The sequence below is a fragment of the Halomonas denitrificans genome (genome assembly GCA_019800895.1).
Classification (GTDB): domain Bacteria; phylum Pseudomonadota; class Gammaproteobacteria; order Xanthomonadales; family Wenzhouxiangellaceae.
Window position 1 is genome coordinate 234,983 of record JAHVKF010000001.1, and the last position, 21,399, is coordinate 256,381.

A 21,399-nucleotide genomic window follows, 5' to 3' on the forward strand; every position below is an offset into this window, starting at 1 on the left:
GTTCAATACTCCAGATTTCAAGCGTTAAAAACGAAAAGGATCAGGCAGCCTGCTTGCTGTCGCGAACCGCGGCAACGGTACGAACCAGCTTGGTGTGCGGCTCGGCGAGGGTGCGAACGAATTTCTCGATCGGTGCCTTCATGACACCCATCAGCATGGCGATCGCCTGGTCGCGGGTCGGCATCTTGGCCAGGCGCTCGATTTCCGAGGCCTGGTAGAGCGTCGCGCCCATGGCAACCAGCCGAACGACGAGCTTGTCCTCGTCCTTCGCGAAGTCCTTGATCAGCCGCGCTGCAGCACCCGGGTCCTCGATGGAGAACGCGAACAACAGCGGGCCGGTCAGTTCCTCGGCCATGCATTCGAACTCGGTACCCTCGACGGCACGCTTGACCAGCGTGTTCTTGGCGACCTTGAGATAGACACCTTCGTTGCGCGCCTTCGCACGCATCTCGGTCATCTTCTCGACGGTAATGCCACGATATTCGGCAGCTACGGCTGAGTGCGCGGACTGGGCCACACTGGCCACTTCCGCCACGACCGCCTTCTTCTGCTCGAGAGTGAGCGCCATCTGCTACCTCCGTCAAGTCGGATGGCCGGATCGCTCCGACCTTCCAGCCACACCGGATTCGCATGAATCCGGCACCTTGTTGGTGGCCGTTTCCCTTCGATCCGGAAATCGTCGGTAATCGGGCGACACCATCTGCGCAGGCGGAATCGCTTCCTTTAGCCCCTGCCACGCGCGAGCGGTTCGGGGACCTGCGGTCTTGGACGGGCGCGGAAACGGTCTCCGCGATACGCCCGCACATCGGCCGGGCCCGAAAGCCCGGCACGAATCCTCTGCCGGAACTACAGTTCCAGCGTTGCGTTGTCGACGACCAGGCCGGGGCCCATCGTGGTCGACACCGCGATCTTGCGAAGATACTGACCCTTGGACGCGGCCGGCTTGGCCTTGACCAGTTCCTGGATCAGCGCCTTCAGGTTGTTCTTCAGCGCCTCGACCTCGAAGTCCGCCTTGCCGATCGTGGTGTGCACGATTCCGCCCTTGTCGGTCCGGAACTGCACCTGGCCGGCCTTGGCGTTCTTGACGGCGGTTTCGACGTCGGTCGTCACCGTTCCGACCTTCGGGTTCGGCATCAGGCCGCGCGGGCCCAGGACCTGGCCCAACCGGCCGACGACGCGCATGGCGTCCGGGGTTGCGATGCAGACGTCGAAATCGATCGTGCCGCCCTTGATGGTCTCGGCCAGGTCGTCCATGCCGACGATGTCGGCGCCGGCAGCCTCGGCCTTCTCTGCGTTCTCGCCCTGCGCGAACACCGCGACCCGGACGCTCTTGCCGGTGCCGTGCGGAAGCACGGTCGCGCCGCGCACCACCTGGTCGGATTTGCGCGGGTCGATGCCCAGGCGAACGGCCACGTCGACGCTCTCGGTGAACTTGACCTTGCTCATGTCCTTGAGCAGGCCGAGCGCTTCGTCGATGCCGTACAGCTTGCCGGGTTCGATCTGGTCGCGGATTGCGCGACGACGCTTGGTATTGGCAGCCATTATTCGACACCCTCCACGTTCAGGCCCATGCTGCGGGCGCTGCCGGCGATCGTGCGCACTGCGGCATCCATGTCCGCAGCGGTCAGATCCGGCTCCTTCATCTTCGCGATTTCCTCGAGCTGGGCACGGGTCACCGTGCCGACCTTCTTGGTGTTCGGCTCGCCACTGCCCTTCTGGATCTTGGCGGCCTTGCGCAGCAGCACGGCGGCCGGGGGCGTCTTGGTGATGAACGTGAAGCTGCGGTCGTTGTAGACCGTGATCACCACCGGCGTGGGCAGACCCGGCTCGATGCTCTGGGTCGCCGCGTTGAACGCCTTGCAGAATTCCATGATGTTCACGCCGTGCTGACCCAGCGCGGGGCCCACGGGCGGACTCGGATTGGCCTGACCTGCAGGAACCTGCAGCTTGATGTAGGCCGAGATCTTCTTAGCCATCGTCGTTTCTCCTTCGGGTACAAGCGCCGATCGACTCAGCGATCCGGCTCCCCATCGTTGTCGTTACCATCTGCCGGCCCGCGTACGGCGCGAACCGGGTTCGCCGCCGGCGTTCGCCGGCCGCGCGAATTACAGTTTCTCGACCTGCTGGAAGTCGAGCTCCACGGGTGTCGAGCGCCCGAAGATCGAGACGGCCACGCGCAGGCGGCTCTTCTCGTAGTTGATTTCCTCGACCGTGCCGTTGAAATCGTTGAACGGCCCGTCGATCACCCGGACCATTTCGCCCGGCTCGAACAACACCTTCGGCCGCGGCTTGTCGACGCCTTCCTTGACGCGATTGAGGATCGCATCGGCCTCGGCCTGGCTGATCGGCGCGGGCTGATCCTGGCGGCCACCGATGAAACCCATCACCTTCGGCACGTCCTTGACCAGATGCCAGGTGTCTTCGTTCATTTCCATCTCGACCAGCACGTAGCCTGGGAAGAACTTGCGCTCGCTCTTGCGCTTGACGCCCTTCTTCATCTCGACCACTTCTTCGGTCGGAACCAGGATTTCGCCGAACTGATCTTCCATCTCGGCGCGTTCGATCCGGTCCTTCAGCGAACGCTGGACCTGCTTCTCGAACCCCGAGTAGGCATGAACCACGTACCAGCGCTTGGCCATCAGAGCTCTCCGCCGAGACCGATCAGGCGACGCACCGCGAAGCCGAACAGCGTGTCCATCAGGAACAGGATCAGCCCGACGATCACGGTGATGACCAGTACGATCAGCGTGGTCTGAAGCGTTTCCTGGCGGGTCGGCCAGACGACCTTCCGGCGCTCGACGTCGACCTCGCGGACGTAGCTGAAGAACTCGCCGCCCTTCCGGGTGCGCGATGCAACCACCACCGCGATCGCGATCACGGCCAGCAGACCCACGATCCGGACCAGGTCCATGACCTGCCCCTCGAGATACGCGAACCCGTAGATGCCGCCGGCGAGGATCAGTACAGCGACGATCCAGAGCGGGATATCGCGCGTTGCATTCTTTTCAGCTGCCATAGGGATGCCTGGTGGTTCTAGTGGCAGGCGAGGAGGGACTCGAACCCCCAACCTGCGGTTTTGGAGACCGCTGCTCTGCCAGTTGAGCTACTCGCCTGTTGTATCGACCTTCACGGTCCGGCCCGCCTTCGGCGGTCCGGCCCGCTACGACGCGATGATGCGTGAACGACTATCCGATCACGATCACTTGTGGATCTTCGCCACCACGCCGGCACCCACGGTCCGGCCACCCTCGCGGATGGCGAAACGCAGACCTTCTTCCATGGCAATCGGGGCGATCAGCTCGACCTGGATCTTCACGTTGTCGCCCGGCATCACCATCTCGGTTCCTTCCGGCAGCTCCACCGCACCCGTCACGTCGGTCGTGCGGAAGTAGAACTGCGGACGGTAGCCCTTGAAGAACGGCGTGTGACGGCCGCCCTCTTCCTTGCTCAGCACGTACACCTCGGCTTCGAAGTGCGTGTGCGGCGTGATCGTGCCCGGCTTGGCCAGAACCTGGCCGCGCTCGACGTCGTCACGCTTCGTGCCGCGCAGCAGAACGCCCACGTTGTCGCCCGCCTCGCCCTGGTCCAGCAGCTTGCGGAACATCTCCACACCCGTGCAGGTGGTCTTCGTGGTGTCCTTGATGCCGACGATTTCCAGCTCGTCGCCCACGGTCACGATCCCGCGCTCGACGCGGCCCGTCACCACCGTACCGCGGCCGGAAATCGAGAACACGTCCTCGATCGGCATCAGGAACGGCTTGTCCGTGTCGCGCTCCGGCGTCGGAATGTACTCGTCCAGCGCCGAGACCAGCTTCAGGATCGACGGAACGCCGATGTCCGAGTCGTCGCCTTCCAGCGCCTTCAGCGCCGAACCGGTCACGATCGGGGTGTCGTCGCCCGGGAAGTCGTAGCTCGACAGCAGCTCGCGCACTTCCATCTCGACCAGCTCCAGCAGCTCCTCGTCATCGACCATGTCCGCCTTGTTCAGGTAGACCAGGATCTGCGGAACGCCCACCTGGCGCGCCAGCAGGATGTGCTCGCGCGTCTGCGGCATCGGACCGTCCGCGGCCGAAACCACCAGGATCGCGCCGTCCATCTGCGCCGCACCGGTGATCATGTTCTTCACGTAGTCGGCGTGCCCCGGGCAGTCGACGTGCGCGTAGTGACGCGCGTCCGACTCGTACTCGACGTGCGCGGTCGCGATCGTGATCCCACGAGCCCGCTCTTCCGGCGCGTTGTCGATCTGGTCGTACGCCTTGAACTCACCGCCACGCGCTTCCGCGCAGACCTTGGTCAGGGCCGCCGTCAGCGTGGTCTTGCCGTGGTCGACGTGACCGATCGTGCCCACGTTGACGTGCGGCTTCGTACGTTCGAATTTAGCCTTGGACATGCCTGGAAAACTCCGTTTTCGATATGAATGCCGGTCTCGGTGCCGGTCGCTGCCGGCAGAACGCGACCGTAGGGACCCTCCCGACGGCCGAGTTCGATTCTGGTGCCCACGACTGGACTCGAACCAGTGACCTCTCCCTTACCAAGGGAGTGCTCTACCACCTGAGCTACGCGGGCGTTTTTTCGCCTTGCACCTTCATCTTCGTCCGAGCAACACTGGAGCGGGTGATCGGAATCGAACCGACATCATCAGCTTGGAAGGCTGAGGTTCTACCGTTGAACTACACCCGCCTAGCCTGTGTCGCTTCCGCTGGATTCCGAAGTGGTGGAGGGGGCAGGATTCGAACCTGCGAAGGCATAGCCAGCAGATTTACAGTCTGCCCTCGTTGACCGCTTGAGTACCCCTCCGATCGATGTGGGAACGCGCTGTGCGAGCCGCTCCCTGCTCCGGATTTCCATCGCCATCGGACGAAGCCCGCAATTGTCGGGCAACTCGCAGCCCAAGTCAAGCCCGACGCGGCAAAAATCCGCCCGGGGGCGAGCGCTCAGTGGATCGGGAAGGAACGGCCGACGCGGCCGACCAGCGGTCAGTCGGCCGCTGCCGCCACCGTGAAACTCTCGCCGCAGCCGCACTCGTCGGTGACGTTGGGGTTGTCGAACTCGAAATGCCGGTTCAACCCCTGCTCGACGAAATCGACCCGGGTCCCGGACACCAGCGGGAGGGCGTCGGCATCGACCAGGATCCGGATGCCGCGGTCCTCGAACACGGTGTCGTCGGCGCCGACCTCATCGGCCAGCCCGACCTCGTAGGCCCAGCCGGAGCAGCCGGTGCGCCGCACGCCGAGACGCAGGCCCACCCCGCCCTCGGCGGCGAGGAACTCGGCAACCCGGTGAGCGGCCGATTCGGTCAGCGTGATGGTCGATTCGGACATGGGGCACCTCGCGGGCGGGTTTTCGGTCACGGCTTGCACTATTATCTTGCGCCCGAGCCCGATTTTTCAAATCCTCCTTACCTTCCGGACCCCCGAATCGACATGGCAAACGCGAGCATCAAGGCCGTTCTGGCCGGCGAACACGAGGTCGGCACGCCGCTGACCATCGAAGGCTGGATCCGCACCCGACGCGACTCCAAGGCCGGGTTTTCCTTCCTGCACGTCAACGATGGCAGCTGCTTCGGCAATCTGCAGGTGGTCGCCAACCAGGACCTGCCGAATTACAGCGACGAGATCCGACACCTGACCACCGGCTGTTCGGTTCGCTGCCTCGGCACGCTGGTCGAGTCGAAGGGGCGCGGCCAGAGCGTCGAGATCCAGGCCGAGGAGATCGAGGTCCTGGGCTGGGTCGACGACCCGGACACCTATCCCGTGCAGCCCAAGCAGCACAGCTTCGAGTTCCTGCGCTCGGTCGCCCACCTGCGGCCGCGCACCAACACCTTCGGCGCGATCACCCGGGTCCGCCACGCGGCGGCGCGTGCCATTCACGATTATTTCGACGCCCAGGGCTTCCAGTGGGTCAACACACCGATCATCACCGCCTCCGACGCCGAGGGCGCCGGCGAGCTGTTCCGGGTCAGCACGCTGGACCTGGCCAACCTGCCCACGGACGACAAGGGCCGGGTGGACTTCCGCAAGGACTTCTTCGGGAGGGAGACCTTCCTGACCGTCTCCGGCCAGCTGAACGTCGAGGCCTACTGCCTGGCCCTGAGCAAGGTCTACACCTTCGGGCCGACGTTTCGGGCAGAGAATTCGAATACCGCGCGGCACCTGGCCGAATTCTGGATGATCGAGCCGGAAATCGCCTTCGCGGGGCTCGATGAACTGGCGGTCCTGGCCGAAGACTTCCTGAAATCGGTGTTCCGCGACGTCCTCGATCGCTGCGGCGAGGACATGGCGTTCTTCGCCGAGCGGATCGAGCCGACGGCGATCGAGCGGCTGGAGACCCTGATCGACAGCCCCTTCGTCCGGATGGACTACGCCGAGGCGATCCGCATCCTCGAGGCCAGCGGCGAGCGCTTCGAGTACACGCCCGAGTGGGGGCTCGACCTGCAGACCGAGCACGAACGCTACCTGACCGAGAAGCACTGCCAGGCGCCGGTCATCGTGGTCAACTACCCGACCGAGATCAAGGCGTTCTACATGCGCCTGAACGACGACAAGCGCACCGTGGCGGCGATGGACGTGCTCGCCCCGGGCATCGGCGAGATCATCGGCGGCAGCCAGCGCGAGGAGCGCCTGGACGTCCTGAAGAGCCGGATGGAGCCCGAGCAGCTGGAATCGGGCGCCTACGACTGGTTCCTCGATCTGCGACGCTACGGTACGGTGCCGCATGCCGGCTTCGGCCTCGGCTTCGAGCGGCTCCTGGCCTACATTACCGGCATGAGCAACATCCGCGACGTGATCCCCTACCCCCGCACGCCGGGCAGCGCGCCGTTCTGACGGGCGCCGGGCTTGCCGACGGTCGCCGACTTCCGGTCAGGACGTCCCGCCGATAGAAGAACGATAAAAAAAGGCGCTGCCGCGAGGGCAGCGCCGTCCCCGACTGCCAGGACGTTTCACCGGTTCAAGGGGTCGGAACCGGTGGACGTCGATGGCCGCCACATCAACCCGGCCTCAAGGCTCCCATGCACGCCGGGTCCAACAAAGCTTCAGCGAGCGACCGATTCCGCCGAACAATCCCGCCGCTCGAGCCGGACGTCGCGGCACCAGATGCCCGGACCGCCGCGTCGTCAATCGAACACATACCAGCCCACCCCGAAGCGGGCCATTTCCGCACCGCGACCTTCCGCATCCTGGTCGGCGACCTCGTATTCGCGCAGCAGGCACTCCATCTCCTCGATCTGGCGCCGCAGCAGGTCGCGCGCGCGGGCGTCGAGTTCGTCGCGACGCCCGACCGGAATCCGGGTGCTGAGCCGATCCTGCTGCAGTCGGCAGGCCCCGTGACTCGAATCGTCCGCGTTGCCGCGCACCGTCTCGACCAGGCGCGCGATCGAATGCGACCCCAGGTCCAGCGCCGTTTCCTCCGACGGTCGTACCGGCCGGTACACCGGGTCGACCAGGCGGATGCGCTCGTCCTCGTCGACGGCGGCGTTGCCCGACTCGACCAGCTCGTCGAGCACGGTGTGCGGCGTGATGTTGCGGCCGATCGCACGGGTGGTCAGGGCCTGGAACGAGCGATTGGGCCCCATCAGCGCCAGGCGCGCCGGCGCACCCCGCTCGTCGTGGAAGGCCGGATCGGTCAGCCAGCGTTCGATGACCATGGAACCGGCGCAGAGCTCGGTCGCCGGCAGCTCGGTGTCCGGCCCGCCCTGTGCCGCCTCGATCGAAGCGATCGTCCGCGTGTCGAGGCCGGTCAGCATGGCCAGGCGGGACCGCGTGATGCGCTGCCCCGGGTGGGTGCGTTCGAGCCACGCTCTCGACTCGGCAACGTAGAGGCGCCGCAATCGATCGACGAGGTAGATGCACGCCACCCGACCGACCAGCAGCCGGACCAGCGGTCGGAGCAGCCGCTCGACGGCCAGCGCCGTGCGCCGCGACGGGCTGGCCGCCTCGGTCGCGCCGTTGCTTGCGGAATTGCCTGGGTCGTGAACGTGCATCGCCGGATGCGCTCCCCCTGATTTCGTGCCGCGTCTTCCCTCGAACGCGCGGCCGTGGCGGTGGGCCGATGTGCGCAGAATCGCACCGTATTCCATTTTTGTCAATATGCATCGATGCATATTCGTGCCGAATCGGCATCGAGCGACGTTCATCGCCGTGTGGCTACACTTCAGCATTCCACGACCCCGAGACTCCGAGACGCCACGATGCCCGACATCCCCTCGCCGTTCGAGAGCCAGCGCCTGGATCGCCTCTACCAGCAGCTGGTCAACGAAGAAGACGCGCGCGTGTGCCGCGACATTTCCGAAAGCGCGTGCAAGGTCGTGCCGGGAAACTTCCTGCTGCAGATCACGACACAGTTCTTCACCAAGCTCGGCGACGCGATCGCGAATCCCAAGACGGTCCTGGCCTGGCTGCTCGCGGCCCTGTCCGCCCCGACGATCTTCACCGCGTTCCTGGTGCCCGTGCGCGAATCCGGATCCTTGCTGCCGCAGCTGATCATCGCCAGCTACGTGCGTCGAATTCCGGTACGCAAGTGGGTGTTCGTGCTGGGCTCGGTGCTGCAGGCCGTCTCGGTGTTCGGCATGGCGCTGGTCGCGGCCACGCTGACCGGCACCGCGGCGGGCTTCGGCCTGCTCGGCGCGTTGATCGCCTTCAGCCTGTCGCGCGGGCTTTGCTCGGTCGCCTCCAAGGACGTCCTCGGCAAGACCGTGCCCAAGACCCGGCGCGGCCGCGTCAGCGGCTGGTCCGAGACCCTGGCCGGCCTGGTCACGATCGGGATCGGCGTGTTCCTGCTGCTCAGCGGAGACGGCAGCGGCGACCGCTCGGAGACCTCGGCGGGCACCTGGGTGATCCTGCTGGCGATCGCCGGAGGCCTGTGGCTGGTCGGCGCCGCCACCTATGCGGCGATCAAGGAAGAGCCCGGGGCGACCGAGGGCGGCGGCAACGCCCTGACCGAAGCGGTCAAGCGCCTGGCCTTGCTGCGCGACGACGCGCCGTTCCGCCGCTTCGTGATCGCCCGTTCCCTGCTGCTCTGTTCGGCCCTCAGCGCCCCCTTCTTCATCATGCTGGCCCACGAGAACACCGAGGGCGCGCTGCTCGTGCTCGGCCTGTTCGTGATCGCCGACGGGGTCGCCAACCTGGTGTCGGCGCCGTTCTGGGGCCGCTTCGCCGACAAGTCCAGCCGCTGGGCCATGGTCGTGGCCGGCGCCGCCTCGGCGCTGGTGGGCCTGCTGCTCGTGGCGGTCGTCGAGTTCACCGGCCTGGCCGGCGCCGCCTGGCTCTACCCGCTGTTCTTCTTCCTGCTGGCGATCGCCCACTCCGGCGTCCGGATGGGCCGCAAGACCTACGTGGTCGACCTGGCCGGCGGCAACAAGCGCACCGATTACGTCGCGGTCAGCAACACGGTCATCGGCGTGGTGCTGCTGATCACCGGCAGCGTCGGCGCCCTGGCCAACGTCATTTCGATCAGCGGGGTCATCGTCGTGCTCGCGATCATGGGCCTCACCGGCGCCTGGCTGTCCTCGCGACTGCCCGAGGTGACCTGAGGGCAGGAGTCGTGCCGATAAGCGAAAGACCTTTACCGCAGATTACGCAGATGGACGCAGAGAGAATCGAAAAGCGGAGTGTCCACGGATGAACACGGTTCAACCCGGACAGATGTGTTGATTCACAGGCGGGGAAGAATGGAAAGCGGATTTCGTACGGGTCGGAGACTACGGCCCTGAACCCCGTGGTTACCAGAACATCTTCTTCGAGAGATTCCACGCTTGGCGCTGTCGGGCTCAGCGCGCATCCCATCCGCGTTCATCTGCGTCCATCTGCGGTTTCTCTTGCTTTTCGGAGTGTCCGTCAAGCCGCGAACCCCTGGGCCTTGATCCTGTGGATGCGGTCGCGGATGGACGCGGCTTCTTCGAACTCCAGGTTCTCGGCCGCCTTGAACATGGCCTTTTCCAGTTCGGCGATGCGCTTGGCGGCCTCGGCAGCCGACAGGGGCTCCTGCTCGTAGGCCGCGGCGTCCTCGGCGGCGCGCTGGCGCCGGTCCTCCTTGCCCTTCTTCTTCCGCCCCTTGCCCTTCGCGCCCGGCGCGTCGTGGGCGTCGGCCATGATGTCGGCGATGTTCTTCTCGATCGTGCGCGGGGTGATGCCGTGCTCCGCGTTGAACGCCAGCTGGCGGCTGCGGCGGCGATCGGTCTCGTCCAGCGCGCGCTTCATCGAGTCGGTGATCTTGTCGGCGTAGAGGATCGCCTTGCCGCGCACGTTTCGCGCCGCACGGCCGATGGTCTGGATCAGCGAGCCCTCGGAGCGCAGGAAGCCCTCCTTGTCGGCGTCGAGGATCGCGACCAGGGAAACCTCCGGCAGGTCCAGGCCCTCGCGCAGCAGGTTGATGCCGACGAGTACGTCGAACGCACCGAGCCGCAGGTCGCGGATGATCTCGACCCGCTCGACCGTGTCGATGTCCGAATGCAGGTAGCGCACGCGGACGTCGTGCTCGGCCAGGTACTCGGTCAGGTTCTCGGCCATGCGCTTGGTCAGCGTGGTCACGAGCACCCGGTCGCCGAGCGCGACCCGTTCGTTGATTTCCGACAGCAGGTCGTCGACCTGGCTGTCCACGGGCCGGATCTCGGTCTCGGGGTCGACCAGCCCGGTCGGGCGAACGACCTGCTCGGCCACCGTCTCCGACCGCTCCAGCTCCCACTGCCGGGGCGTGGCGGAGACGTGGATCGCCTGCGGCGCGCGCGCTTCCCACTCCTCGAATTTCAGCGGCCGGTTGTCCAGCGCCGACGGCAAGCGGAAGCCGTACTCGACCAGGGTCTCCTTGCGGGCCCGGTCGCCGCGGTACATGCCGCCGATCTGCGGCACGGTCACGTGCGACTCGTCGAGGATCAGCAGCGCGTCCTCGGGCAGGTAGTCGAACAGGGTCGGCGGCGGCTCGCCGGGCTGGCGGCCGGTCAGGTGGCGCGAGTAGTTCTCGATGCCCTGGCAGTAGCCCAGCTCCATCATCATTTCGAGGTCGAAGCGGGTGCGCTGCTCGAGCCGCTGGACTTCCAGCAGCTTGCCGGCACCCTTGAGCTGCTCGAGCCGCTCGGCCAGCTCGGCCTTGATCGCCTCGGCCGCGTCCAGCACCACCTGGCGGGGCGTGACGTAATGGGTCTTCGGGAAGATCGTGAGTTCGTCCAGGCTCTCGCGGAGTTCCCCGGTCAGCGGGTCGAAGCGGCTGATCCGCTCGATCTCGTCGTCGAAGAGCTCGACGCGCACGGCTTCCTCGTCCGAATCGCCCGGAAAGATGTCGATCAACTCGCCGCGGACCCGGTAGGTTCCGCGGCGAAGTTCGAAATCGTTGCGCGAGTACTGCATTTCGGCCAGCCTGCGGAGGATATGGCGCTGGTCCATTTCCGCGCCCTTCTCCAGCCGGAGCGTCATCTTCAGGAAGCTCGACGGATCACCGAGGCCGTAGATCGCCGACACGGTCCCCACGATCAGCGAGTCGCGCCGTTCGAGCAGCGCCTTGGTCGCCGACAGGCGCATCTGCTCGATGTGCTCGTTGATCGAGGCGTCCTTCTCGATGAACGTATCGGAGGCCGGCACGTAGGCCTCGGGCTGGTAGTAGTCGTAGTAGCTGACGAAGTACTCGACCGCGTTGTCCGGGAAGAAGGCCTTGAACTCACCGTAGAGTTGCGCCGCAAGCGTCTTGTTCGGCGCCATGATCAACGTCGGCCGCTGGACCCGCTCGATGACGTTGGCCATCGTGAAGGTCTTGCCCGAGCCGGTCACGCCGAGCAGCGTCTGGTGCCGGTCGCCGCGGCCGATCGAGGCGACCAGCGCATCGATCGCCGCCGGCTGGTCCCCCGCCGGCCGATAGCTCGACGCCATCCGGAATTTCCGCTTGTTCGCGGCTTTCGCCATCGTGAACCCCGCTCGTCGGTCAGCTTCTATAATTGTGGGCGAGCGCCGGGCAATGCAATGTCGACCGGCTAGGGACATCCACCGCCACGGGGAACTCATCGCCATGCCCATCCGAACCGCCCAGCGCGTCGCCCAGGTCAAACCCTCGGCCACCATCGCGATGTCGATGAAGGCCGCGGAACTCAAGGCCCAGGGGCGCGACATCCTGTCGCTGAGCATGGGTGAACCCGATTTCGAGACCCCCGACCACATCCAGCAGGCCGCGATCGAGGCGATCCGCGACGGCCAGACCCGCTACACGGCCGTCGACGGCACCCCGGCGCTGAAGGACGCCGTCATCGCCAAGTTCCAGCGCGACAACGGGCTGGACTACGAGCGCGACCAGATCCTGGTCTCGACCGGCGCAAAGCAGTCGATCTACAACCTGCTCCAGGCGATGATCGATCCGGGCGACGAGGTCCTGATCCCGGCCCCCTACTGGGTGTCGTACCCGGACATGGTCCGCCTGGCCGGCGGCGCGCCGGTGACGCTGCACACGACGATGGACTGCGACTTCAAGATCACCCCGGCCCAGCTGAACTCGGCGATCACCGAGCAGACCCGCCTTCTGATCCTCAACTCGCCCGGCAATCCGACCGGGCGGGCCTACACGCGGGCCGAGCTCGAGGCGCTCGGCGAAGTGCTCGAGGAGCACCCTCGGGTCGTCGTCGTCTCCGACGACATCTACGAGCACATCTGGTGGGCCGACGAGCCGTTCTCCACCCTGGCCCAGGTCTGCCCGTCGCTCGCCCCGCGGACGGTCGTGATCAACGGAGTCAGCAAGGCCTACGCGATGACCGGCTGGCGGATCGGCTACGCTGCCGGCGACGCCGAGCTGATCAAGCAGATGCGCAAGATCCAGGGCCAGAGCACGTCCAACCCCTGTTCGATCAGCCAGGCCGCGGCGGTCGCCGCGCTGTCCGACAGCCAGCTGTGCGTCGAGAAGATGTGCACCGAGTTCAGGAAACGCCACGACTGGCTCGTTCCTGCGCTGAACGAGCTCCCGGGCCTGACCTGCAGTGCCGGCGAAGGCGCGTTCTACGTGTTCATCGACGCCTCGGAGGCGATCGAGCGCATGGGTGCCGACGGCGACGGCGAATTCTGCGAGCACCTCCTCGAGAAAGCCGGCGTCGCCCTGGTACCGGGCTCGGCCTTCGGCGCCCCGGGCCACGTCCGGATTTCCTTCGCCTGCAGCCTGGATACGCTGAAGGACGCGGTGTCGCGTATCGGCGAGGCGCTGCCGGCCGGCTGACCTGCCACCCGCACACCCCTGATCCACTCTCTTGCCTGTGGGAGCGCGCTTGCGCGCGACGTATCCATCGGTGCCGCCGAAGGAGTTCGGCGTCCGCGCAAGCCCCGCTCCCCGCGACACCGATCCACTCCGACCCGGACCGGGCTTGATGTACACGCCGTTGCGCAGGCCTCCTCGCAGGTCGATTTCCGACGCATCTCCGCGCCGATTTCCTACCCCGCAGCACGGCGACTTTCGGACGACCGCAGCCGACCCCGAACCCGATCATGGGCCTCCCACTCGTACGGAGATCGCCCATGCCCCGTTTCCCCCGACGTTCGTTTCAGGGCTTCACGCTGATCGAACTGCTGGCCGCCCTGGCGCTGTTCGCCATCCTTGCCGGCCTGGCGCTCCCGGCGATGACCGGAATCCTGCAGGCGCAGCGCGTCGGCAGCACCGCGAATACGCTGGTCGCCCACCTGAACCTGGCCCGGCTGCATGCGATCACCCGGCGCGAAGTGACCCTGGTCTGCCCCTCCCGGGACCGGATCAGCTGCTCCGGCGAGAATCGCTGGGAGGACGGCTGGATCGTGTTCCGGGACCCGGACCGGAACCGGCAGGTGGATACCGGCGACGACCTGCTGCGCGTCGGCAACGGCGTCGAGGGCCTGATCATCGACTCGGCCGGCCGGACCCGGGTCCGCTACCAGCCCGATGGCACCGCCGGCGGCACCAACCTGACGATCAAGCTCTGCAACCCGCTTGCGCCGGACAACGCCCGAGCGGTCATCGTCTCCAACCCCGGGCGGCCCCGCGTCGGCGACCTCCCCGGCCACCTGGCCTGCCCGCGCCTGCCGTGACCCGGACGCGGAGGGAGAATCGGCAAAAAAAACGCCGCCCGGGTTGACGAACGCCGCCGCGCGTAGGAAAATACGCGGCTTCCATTCCCCGGTAGCTCAGCTGGTTAGAGCGGGTGACTGTTAATCACTAGGTCGTTGGTTCGAATCCGACCCGGGGAGCCAAATTCGACAAAGCCCCGCAGTTCGCTGCGGGGCTTTTTGTTTGTCCTTCCTCCGGTCGTTCCCGCGGTCAGGATTCGAAACCGTCCGCGAAGATCACCTGTTCGCCGAGCGGGGTCTGGTTGAAGTACCAGCTGGTGTTGCTGGTCGACGCCATCTGCACGGTGGCACCATTAACCCGAAAGTGATTCGGACTGACAAAGGCACCGCCTACATTGCAGAACGCGAAGGACGACCCGGTGATCTGCACCGTGATGTCGCAACCGGACTGCACCCCGCCGTAGACCAGCTCCAGCTGGTAATCGTCGCCGGTGCCCTGGGTCTCGTCGAGACCGGATTGGCCGAGCCGGATCATCGCCACGTCATCGACGCCGAGCTGGCGCTGGTCCTCGTCGAAGAACGCGCCCTGCTGCATCACCGCTTCGCTGTTCGCGAAGCCGAGTGCTGCGCCGACATCGCGATCGGCGTTGGCCGCGAACAGGTCACCGCCGGGCAGGTCGGACAGGTCGTTGCTGTAGTTGGACGTATCGACCGGCTCGAACAGTTCGAACGGGTTGTTGTTCGGATTGAACCAGTGGACGTTGATGTCGTCGCCGCGCACGTCGTCGGCCGACCCCTGAAGCCCGTCGGCGCCTGCATCGACATCCAGCGTGCCATTCAGGCCGTTGCCGGCCTTGGTCCAATTGCGGCTGCCTTGCGGAAGCCCGGATTCGGTGGCCGCATTCGGATGCGCCAGCCCGATGCAGTGGCCGATCTCGTGGACCAGCGTCGACTCGTAGTCGATCGAACCCGGCGGGATGTCGTTGGCGCCGCCGAAGAACAGGTTGGGGCTGGCGGCGGTCAACTGGTTCCAGGTGAAGATCGAGTTTTCCACGGACGTTTCCATTTCGGCGATCGACTCGCTCGACGGCGAGATGCAGACCGAGACCTGCAGCGTGCCGCCCGCACCGGTATAGCCGCTCGGATGCGTGATCCGCTCCGGGAACGCGTTGCCGTTCTGGTCGAGGGAGAATAGAAACGCTCCGGCCAGCGCCTGCGAAGACAGCAGGAGCATGCCCGCGAGCCCGATCGTCGTCGTTGCGGTCCGGGTAATCATCGCGCTGCCTCCTGCAGTTCGGAATTCATCAGCGAGAACCAGTCGCGTTCCAGGCGGTCGAGCCGCTGGAGGCGGACGTCGTCGATCCGCTGCGCCCACGCTTCCAGCGAGACCACGGTCACCGTCTCCAGCGGTCCGCGCTGCGCATCGACCAGCGCGAAGCGGGAGAATTCCGGGTCGGTCACGACGGCCATCGACCCGGCGGCGCGCGCCTGCACGGCGCGCTGGAGCTCGACGGAGTCGGTTCGGGCCGCCTCGAAGGCCGCGCGGAATTTCCGATAGGTTCCGGACGTCACGTCGATCCGGTGGTTGCCCGGATACGTCATGAACGCGGGCCGGTGGATGATCATCCGGTCGTCGGGGGACAGTTCGATCCGCAACGTGTTGTCGGCTTCACCGATCAGCGTGTACTCGCGTTCGTAGACAAGCGTCTCGGCGGCAAGACCCGTCGAAAGCAGCACCAGCAGCGCGCTGATGCCGATCGAAAACCGAGTGTTCATGGGCGTCCTCCGGTCGTGGCCAGCCTCGACGATACACCCGGCCCCGTCGCGGGGCAATCACGTCCGGGCCCTCAGACCTCGGGCCGCAGGTACGGGAACAGGAGCACGTCACGAATGGACGCGGAATCGGTGAACAGCATCACCAGACGGTCGATGCCGATCCCTTCGCCGGCCGTCGGCGGCATGCCGTATTCCAGGGCGCGGATGTAGTCGGCGTCGAAGTGCATCGCCTCGGCGTCGCCGGCGTCCTTGGCCGCGACCTGGGCGCGGAAGCGCTCCGCCTGGTCTTCGGGGTCGTTGAGCTCGGAGAAGCCGTTGGCGATCTCGCGGCCGGCGATGAAGAGCTCGAAGCGGTCGGTGACCTCTGGATCCTGGTCATTGCGGCGCGACAGGGGCGAGACCTCGGTCGGGTACTCGGTGATGAAGGTCGGCTGGACCAGGTTCTCCTCGGCGGTCTTCTCGAAGATCTCCAGCAGCAGCTTGCCCCAGCCCCAGTCGGTCTCGATGTGGATGCCGAGGTCTTCGCAGGCCTTCGCCAGGACCTCGCGATCGCGCAGGTCGGCGTCCTCGAGATCGGGATAGTACTCGCGCACCGCGCCGGCTACGGTCAGGCGGCGGAAGGCCGGACCGAAATCGATGTCCTCGCCCTGGTAGTCGAGCTTGGCCCCGTCGTGCCCCAGGTCCTCGGCCAGCTGCCGCAGCAAGGTCTCGGTCAGGTCCATGAGGTCGTTGTAGTCCGCATAGGCCCAGTAGAACTCGAGCATCGTGAACTCGGGGTTGTGCCGCGTCGACACCCCCTCGTTGCGGAAGTTGCGGTTGATTTCGTAGACCCGCTCGAAGCCGCCGACGACGAGGCGCTTGAGGTGCAGCTCGGGCGCGACGCGCAGGTACAGGTCGATGTCCAGCGCATTGTGATGGGTCTTGAACGGCCGCGCGGTGGCGCCGCCCGGCAGGTGGTGCATCATCGGCGTTTCGACCTCGAGGAACCCGCGTTCCTCGAAGAAGGCCCGGATCCCGGCGACCAGTCTGGCGCGAGTCTCGAAGGTACGGCGCACGTCGGGGTTGGCGATCAGGTCGACGTAGCGCTGGCGATAACGGGTTTCCTGGTCGGACAGGCCGTGCCACTTCTCCGGCAGCGGCCGAAGCGACTTGACCAGCAGTTCCAGCCGGTCCGCGTGCACGCTCAGTTCGCCGGTCTTGGTCCGCATCAGCACGCCCGACGCACCGACGATGTCGCCGATGTCCCACTGCTTGAAGGCCTGGTAGACGCCCTCCGGCAGGTCGTCGCGACGCAGATAGAGCTGGATGCGCTGGCCCGAACCGTCCTGGATGTGGACGAAGGCGGCCTTGCCCATGACCCGGCGCGAAACCATCCGGCCCGCCACCGAAGCCGGAATCCGATCGGCCTCCAGCCGCTCCTGCGGAAACGCCTCACCATCGCCGTATTCGGCAAGGAGCGCATCGGCGCGGTGCTCGGGACGGAACGTGTTCGGAAACGCCTGCCCCTGCTCGCGCAGGGCATCCAGCTTCGCCCGCCGCTCGGCGATCAGGCGATTCTCGTCGACGTGCTCTTCGGTGCTGTTCTGGTCGGTCATGGCTAGTGCTACCGGGTTCGTTGCTGTTCGGATGTCAGGGGCCGAGATCAGGGGCCAGGGGTCAGGGGTCAGGGACTAGTAAAACTCCGGAATCGGGCGGAACTCTAGTCCCTAGTCCCTACTCCCTAGTCCCTTTCCTAGTCCCTTTCCCCTATTCCAACCCCGCCTTCAGCGATGCGGCGACGAATTCGTCGAGGTCGCCGTCGAGGACCTTCTGCGTGTCCGTGCGCTCGACGCCGGTGCGGAGGTCCTTGATCCGCGACTGGTCGAGGACGTAGTTGCGGATCTGGCTGCCCCAGCCGATGTCGGCCTTCTCGTCCTCGGCGGCCTGGGCCTTCTCGCGCTGCTTCTGCATTTCCAGCTCGTAGAGCTTGGCCCGCAGCTGGCCCATCGCGCGGTCCTTGTTCTTGTGCTGGGAGCGATCGGTCTGGCACTGGACCACGATTCCGCTCGGCTCGTGGGTGATCCGCACGGCCGATTCGGTCCGGTTGACGTGCTGACCGCCGGCACCGGAGGCGCGGTAGACATCGATCCGCAGGTCGCTCGGGTCGATCTCGATCTCGATGTTGTCGTCGACTTCCGGCGACACGAACACCGAGGCGAACGAGGTATGGCGACGGTTGCCGGAGTCGTACGGCGACTTGCGCACGAGGCGGTGCACACCGGTCTCGGTCCGGCACCAGCCGTAGGCGAAGTCGCCCTCGACCCGGATCGTGGCGCTCTTGATGCCGGCCACGTCGCCGTCGGAGACCTCGACCAGCTCGGCGCTCCAGTCGCGCGACTCGGCCCAGCGCAGGTACATGCGCAGCAGCATCTCCGCCCAGTCCTGGGCCTCCGTGCCGCCGGAGCCGGCCTGGATGTCGATGAAGCACGGCCGGTCGTCCATTTCGCCGGAGAACATGCGCTGGAACTCCAGCGCCTCGATCCGGCTGCGCAGCGACTTCAGGTCGGCCTCGACGCTGGCCAGGGTGTCGGGATCGTCTTCCTCGATCGCCATCTCCAGCAGCTCGCCCGTATCGCGGATGCCTTCGAAGACTTCGCGCTGCATCGTGACCGACTTGTCGAGTGCGGCCCGGTCCTTGTTCAGGCTCTGGGCCCGCTCGGCGTCGTCCCAGACCGACGGGTCCTCGAGCTCGCGATCGACTTCTTCGAGTTTTTCTACCTTGCCATCGTAGTCAAAGGTACCTCCTGAGCGACTCGGCTCGTCGGGAGAGGTCGTCGAGAAGGTTCTTCAGCGCGGTCTGTTCCATGGAGCAGCAGGGCCTCGGGAATCAAAGCCGGGCATTGTACCGGTTCGAGCCCGAAGCGGAATCACCGCGGCGCACCCGCGGCGGTTCAATCCTCGCCCTCGACCCAGTGCTGGATGTTGAGCTGCGGCGTGACCCGGCCCCGCCAGCGGTTGACCTCGAGCCGGTAGGTGACGTGCAACGGATCCGGCAGGTCGCGATGGCACCAGTCGCCGGCCCGGAAGGCGATCGCGTCGAGCGCCGGTCCGCCGGAGATCGGTTCGAGGAGCATCTTCAGGTGATCGCTGCCGACCACGCGCCGCTCCAGCACCCGGAACCGGTCGTCGAACAGCGGTTCCTCCCAGCCCTGGCCCCAGGGGCCGGCGTCGGCCAGCGCCTCGGCCGTCTCGATGGTCAGTTCGCTGCCGGCGAGCGGGCCGTCGGTGCGGACCGCGTCGGGCGGGAAGTCGAGCGCCCGCACGTGGTCGTCGAAGGCGGCGCGGAACGCGTCCAGGTCCGCGGCCTCCAGGCTCAGGCCCGCCGCCCGGGCGTGGCCGCCGAAGCGGTCGATCAGGCCCGAATGGCGTGCATCGAGATCGGCGAGCAGGTCGCGCATGTGCACGCTGGCCGGCGAGCGGCACGAGCCCTTCAGCTCCCCGGACCCCGGCTCGGCCGGGGCGAACGCGATCACGGGCCGCTGGAGCTGCTCGCAGATGCGCGAGGCCACGAGGCCGACGACGCCGGGATGCCAGTCCGGGTCGTACAGGCACAGGCCGCCGCAGTCGCCGTCCAGGTCGGCGGTCAGTTCGGCGGCGAGGCGCTGGGCTGTCTCGACCATGTCGCTCTGCAGCTGCTGCCGGTCGCGATTGAAGCGGTCGAGCTCGCCGGCCAGCGCCATGGCCTCGTCGGCGTCGTCGGTCAGCAGGCAGCGGATGCCGATCGAGATGTCGTCGAGCCGTCCGGCGGCGTTCAGGCGCGGGCCGGCAATGAAGCCGAGATCGGCGGCGGTCACGTGGGTGAGGTTGCGGCCCGCGACCTCGAGCAGCGCGGCGACGCCGGGGGCGCAATGGCGGCGCCGAATCCGCTCCAGGCCCTGGCGGACCAGTCTCCGGTTGTTCTCGTCGAGCCGGACCAGGTCGGCCACCGTGCCGAGGGCCACCAGGTCGAGGAGACCGTCGAGACGGAACGAGGCGCCGTGTCCGCGCTTGCGCAGTTCGGCGCGCACGCCGATCAACACGTAGAACAGCACCCCCACCCCGGCCAGGTTCGGCGACGGAAAATCGCAGTCCGGCCGATTGGGGTTGACGATCACGTCGGCGGCCGGGAGCTCCGGTCCGGGCAGGTGGTGGTCGGTGACCACGACCCTTACCCCCGCCTCGCGGACCCGGTCGACGCCGGCGATCGAACTGATCCCGTGGTCGACGGTCACCAGCACGTCCGGGTTCATGGCCAGGCATTCCTCGGCAAGCTTCGTGCTCAAGCCGTAGCCGTGCTTCATGCGATCCGGCATCCGCCATCGGACGTCGCCGGCGCCAAGCCCCCGCAGGCCGCGAACCGCGACTGCGGTGCCGGTCGCGCCATCGGCATCGAAGTCGCCGACGACCAGGATTCGCCGTCCCTGCTCGATGGCGTCGGCCAGCAGCGACGCGGCAGCGTCCAGGTCGGCCAGGGTCGGCGGCAGCATGGTGGCCAGGTCCAGCGCCGGCGGTTCGGTGCAGCCGCGTGCGGCGAGCACGCGACCGGCCACCGGGTGCAGGCCGGCGATCGGCGCGGGTACGCTGCGCCGGTGGACGCGGACCCGGCGGATCATCGCACGGCCTCCGCAGAAAACGGCCGGCGCCAGAACGCGAAGGGACTCCAGCGCCGGAGCCCGACCGTTCGCTCCGAGCCGATCAGGCGCACCGCGCCGAGCCGTCCGGACCGGAGGGCACGCCAGGCCGGCTCGAACACGCAGCGATCCAGCCCGACCAGGCGATCCGGCGCATCGGCGCCCAGCGTGGCCTCGACCAGCGTGGTGCCGGTCGGGTGGAGCCGTCCCTCGGGCCCGTACTCGTGATCATTATTGGACGCGCGGTCCGGCTCCTGCTCGCTCAAGAAATCCGCATCCACGTCCAGCCAGCGGGCCAGCCCCTCGCCCTCGGTCCGGTCGCCGGCCACGATCACGCGGGCGACCGGCGACGGATCGGGCCGCGCCGGCACGGACCCCGCGCCCCAGAACCAGAGGCCCAGGCCGGCCGAGCGCGGGTCATCGAGGGCCCGGAACTGGTGGAAGATCATCTGGGATTCGTTGATCAGCGCGTGCCAGCGAGCGGCGTCGGGGCCGCGCGGAAGGGTCTCGTCCAGGCGGCGCCCGACCGCGGCGTGCAGCGGCACGAAGGCGGCCTGCGGCGCTTCGGCGACGCGGATCCGTCCCGGCACGCCGTTCGTCGGCGGGTACCAGGCCAGTCCGGGCCGGTCGAACAATTCATGGAGTGCGTCGTGGAGCGGCGCCATCGACGGGGCCGACCAGTCCAGCGCGGCGGCCTGGCGGAGCCAGACCGCGGTCAGGTCGGGCTGCAGGTGGACCGGTTCGACGCGCAGCCAGGCCGAGCCCGCGGTGTCCGTCTCACCCGCCGCCAGCGTCGCGCGCGGGCCGGCGGCCGGGATCCGCTCCTGCCCGAGCGCCGCGGCCAGCGCCGCGTCGCCTCCGCCGCGTTCGATGCGGCCGAAGCCGAGCAGCCTGGCCAGACCCGGAGGCGCCTCCAGCCGCCCGTCGAGGACGTCGTCGAGCACCGGCAGCGCGACCAGGAGCTGCGCGGTCACGGC

At 67.0% G+C, this 21,399-nt stretch carries 19 protein-coding genes and 5 tRNA genes; 5 read left to right on the plus strand and 19 right to left on the minus strand.

All coding sequences use genetic code 11. The annotated features are described in order from the left end of the window. Positions 1-40 precede the first annotated feature (40 nt). The 11 genes from rplJ to KUV67_01010 form a co-directional block, all read right to left on the minus strand. Complete coding sequence (rplJ, locus tag KUV67_00960) at positions 41-568, minus strand: 50S ribosomal protein L10 (protein MBY6203443.1); 528 nt, start codon at positions 566-568, stop codon at positions 41-43. 278 nt (positions 569-846) lie between these two features. Beyond that, the gene (rplA, locus tag KUV67_00965) at positions 847-1,542 is read right to left on the minus strand and encodes a 50S ribosomal protein L1 (protein MBY6203444.1); all 696 of its coding nucleotides are present in this window, start codon (positions 1,540-1,542) and stop codon (positions 847-849) included. After that, the gene (gene rplK, locus KUV67_00970) at positions 1,542-1,976 is read right to left on the minus strand and encodes a 50S ribosomal protein L11 (protein ID MBY6203445.1); all 435 of its coding nucleotides are present in this window, start codon (positions 1,974-1,976) and stop codon (positions 1,542-1,544) included. Before rplK ends, rplA begins: the two co-directional genes overlap by 1 nt. A 129-nt stretch (positions 1,977-2,105) precedes the next feature. Further along, on the minus strand, positions 2,106-2,639 hold the full coding sequence (nusG, locus tag KUV67_00975) for a transcription termination/antitermination protein NusG (GenBank protein MBY6203446.1): 534 nt from the start codon (positions 2,637-2,639) through the stop codon (positions 2,106-2,108). Continuing rightward, positions 2,639-3,016, minus strand: a complete 378-nt coding sequence (secE, locus tag KUV67_00980; GenBank protein ID MBY6203447.1) for a preprotein translocase subunit SecE — start codon at positions 3,014-3,016, stop codon at positions 2,639-2,641. The genes nusG and secE overlap by 1 nt, the downstream gene beginning before the upstream one ends. 21 nt (positions 3,017-3,037) lie before the next feature. Next, positions 3,038-3,113, minus strand: a tRNA-Trp gene (locus KUV67_00985). A gap of 86 nt (positions 3,114-3,199) precedes the next feature. Then, positions 3,200-4,390: an elongation factor Tu gene (tuf, locus tag KUV67_00990; GenBank protein ID MBY6203448.1), complete on the minus strand. Its 1,191-nt coding sequence runs from the start codon at positions 4,388-4,390 to the stop codon at positions 3,200-3,202. Positions 4,391-4,490: 100 nt separating this feature from the next. Then, a tRNA-Thr gene (locus KUV67_00995) sits at positions 4,491-4,566 on the minus strand. A 40-nt stretch (positions 4,567-4,606) separates the two neighbouring features. After that, a tRNA-Gly gene (locus tag KUV67_01000) sits at positions 4,607-4,680 on the minus strand. 32 nt (positions 4,681-4,712) lie between these two features. Then, positions 4,713-4,797: transfer RNA gene (locus KUV67_01005), tRNA-Tyr, on the minus strand. A 179-nt stretch (positions 4,798-4,976) separates the two neighbouring features. After that, positions 4,977-5,321: an iron-sulfur cluster assembly accessory protein gene (locus KUV67_01010; GenBank protein ID MBY6203449.1), complete on the minus strand. Its 345-nt coding sequence runs from the start codon at positions 5,319-5,321 to the stop codon at positions 4,977-4,979. A 102-nt stretch (positions 5,322-5,423) separates the two neighbouring features. On the opposite strand from KUV67_01010, the gene asnS reads away from it, so the two are divergent. Continuing rightward, a complete protein-coding gene (gene asnS / locus KUV67_01015) occupies positions 5,424-6,824 on the plus strand; it encodes an asparagine--tRNA ligase (GenBank protein ID MBY6203450.1) in 1,401 nt (466 codons plus the stop codon). A 290-nt stretch (positions 6,825-7,114) separates the two neighbouring features. Here the strand turns inward: asnS and KUV67_01020 are convergent, their stop codons facing one another. Next, on the minus strand, positions 7,115-7,981 hold the full coding sequence (locus KUV67_01020) for a hypothetical protein (protein MBY6203451.1): 867 nt from the start codon (positions 7,979-7,981) through the stop codon (positions 7,115-7,117). A gap of 207 nt (positions 7,982-8,188) precedes the next feature. On the opposite strand from KUV67_01020, the gene KUV67_01025 reads away from it, so the two are divergent. Beyond that, the gene (locus KUV67_01025; protein ID MBY6203452.1) at positions 8,189-9,529 is read left to right on the plus strand and encodes an MFS transporter; all 1,341 of its coding nucleotides are present in this window, start codon (positions 8,189-8,191) and stop codon (positions 9,527-9,529) included. Between the two features lie 304 nt (positions 9,530-9,833). On the opposite strand, the gene uvrB is transcribed toward KUV67_01025, so the two are convergent. Next, positions 9,834-11,888, minus strand: a complete 2,055-nt coding sequence (gene uvrB, locus KUV67_01030; protein ID MBY6203453.1) for an excinuclease ABC subunit UvrB — start codon at positions 11,886-11,888, stop codon at positions 9,834-9,836. A 103-nt stretch (positions 11,889-11,991) separates the two neighbouring features. On the opposite strand from uvrB, the gene KUV67_01035 reads away from it, so the two are divergent. From KUV67_01035 to KUV67_01045, 3 genes are all read left to right on the plus strand, one after another. Beyond that, positions 11,992-13,179 (plus strand): pyridoxal phosphate-dependent aminotransferase, encoded by a 1,188-nt coding sequence (locus tag KUV67_01035; GenBank protein MBY6203454.1) that lies wholly within the window; start codon positions 11,992-11,994, stop codon positions 13,177-13,179. A gap of 296 nt (positions 13,180-13,475) precedes the next feature. Beyond that, complete coding sequence (locus KUV67_01040; protein MBY6203455.1) at positions 13,476-14,018, plus strand: GspH/FimT family protein; 543 nt, start codon at positions 13,476-13,478, stop codon at positions 14,016-14,018. A gap of 85 nt (positions 14,019-14,103) precedes the next feature. After that, positions 14,104-14,180, plus strand: a tRNA-Asn gene (locus tag KUV67_01045). Positions 14,181-14,247: 67 nt separating this feature from the next. Here the strand turns inward: KUV67_01045 and KUV67_01050 are convergent. The 6 genes from KUV67_01050 to KUV67_01075 form a co-directional block, all read right to left on the minus strand. Continuing rightward, the gene (locus KUV67_01050; GenBank protein ID MBY6203456.1) at positions 14,248-15,273 is read right to left on the minus strand and encodes a hypothetical protein; all 1,026 of its coding nucleotides are present in this window, start codon (positions 15,271-15,273) and stop codon (positions 14,248-14,250) included. Then, entirely contained in the window at positions 15,270-15,773 is a 504-nt protein-coding gene (locus tag KUV67_01055) for a hypothetical protein (protein MBY6203457.1), read from the minus strand. The genes KUV67_01050 and KUV67_01055 overlap by 4 nt, the downstream gene beginning before the upstream one ends. Before the next feature lie 71 nt (positions 15,774-15,844). Continuing rightward, positions 15,845-17,368 carry a lysine--tRNA ligase gene (gene lysS / locus KUV67_01060; protein MBY6203458.1) on the minus strand — a complete coding sequence of 508 codons (1,524 nt, stop codon included), beginning with the start codon at positions 17,366-17,368 and terminating at the stop codon, positions 15,845-15,847. A gap of 151 nt (positions 17,369-17,519) precedes the next feature. Next, positions 17,520-18,618 (minus strand): peptide chain release factor 2 gene (gene prfB / locus KUV67_01065; GenBank protein MBY6203459.1). Its coding sequence is split into 2 segments (ribosomal slippage): positions 17,520-18,545 and positions 18,547-18,618, totalling 1,098 coding nucleotides; the frame shifts between segments, so codons are not numbered across the junction. An 85-nt stretch (positions 18,619-18,703) separates the two neighbouring features. Next, positions 18,704-20,404 (minus strand): single-stranded-DNA-specific exonuclease RecJ, encoded by a 1,701-nt coding sequence (gene recJ, locus KUV67_01070; GenBank protein MBY6203460.1) that lies wholly within the window; start codon positions 20,402-20,404, stop codon positions 18,704-18,706. After that, positions 20,401-21,396 (minus strand): hypothetical protein, encoded by a 996-nt coding sequence (locus tag KUV67_01075; protein ID MBY6203461.1) that lies wholly within the window; start codon positions 21,394-21,396, stop codon positions 20,401-20,403. Before KUV67_01075 ends, recJ begins: the two co-directional genes overlap by 4 nt. Positions 21,397-21,399 lie beyond the last annotated feature (3 nt).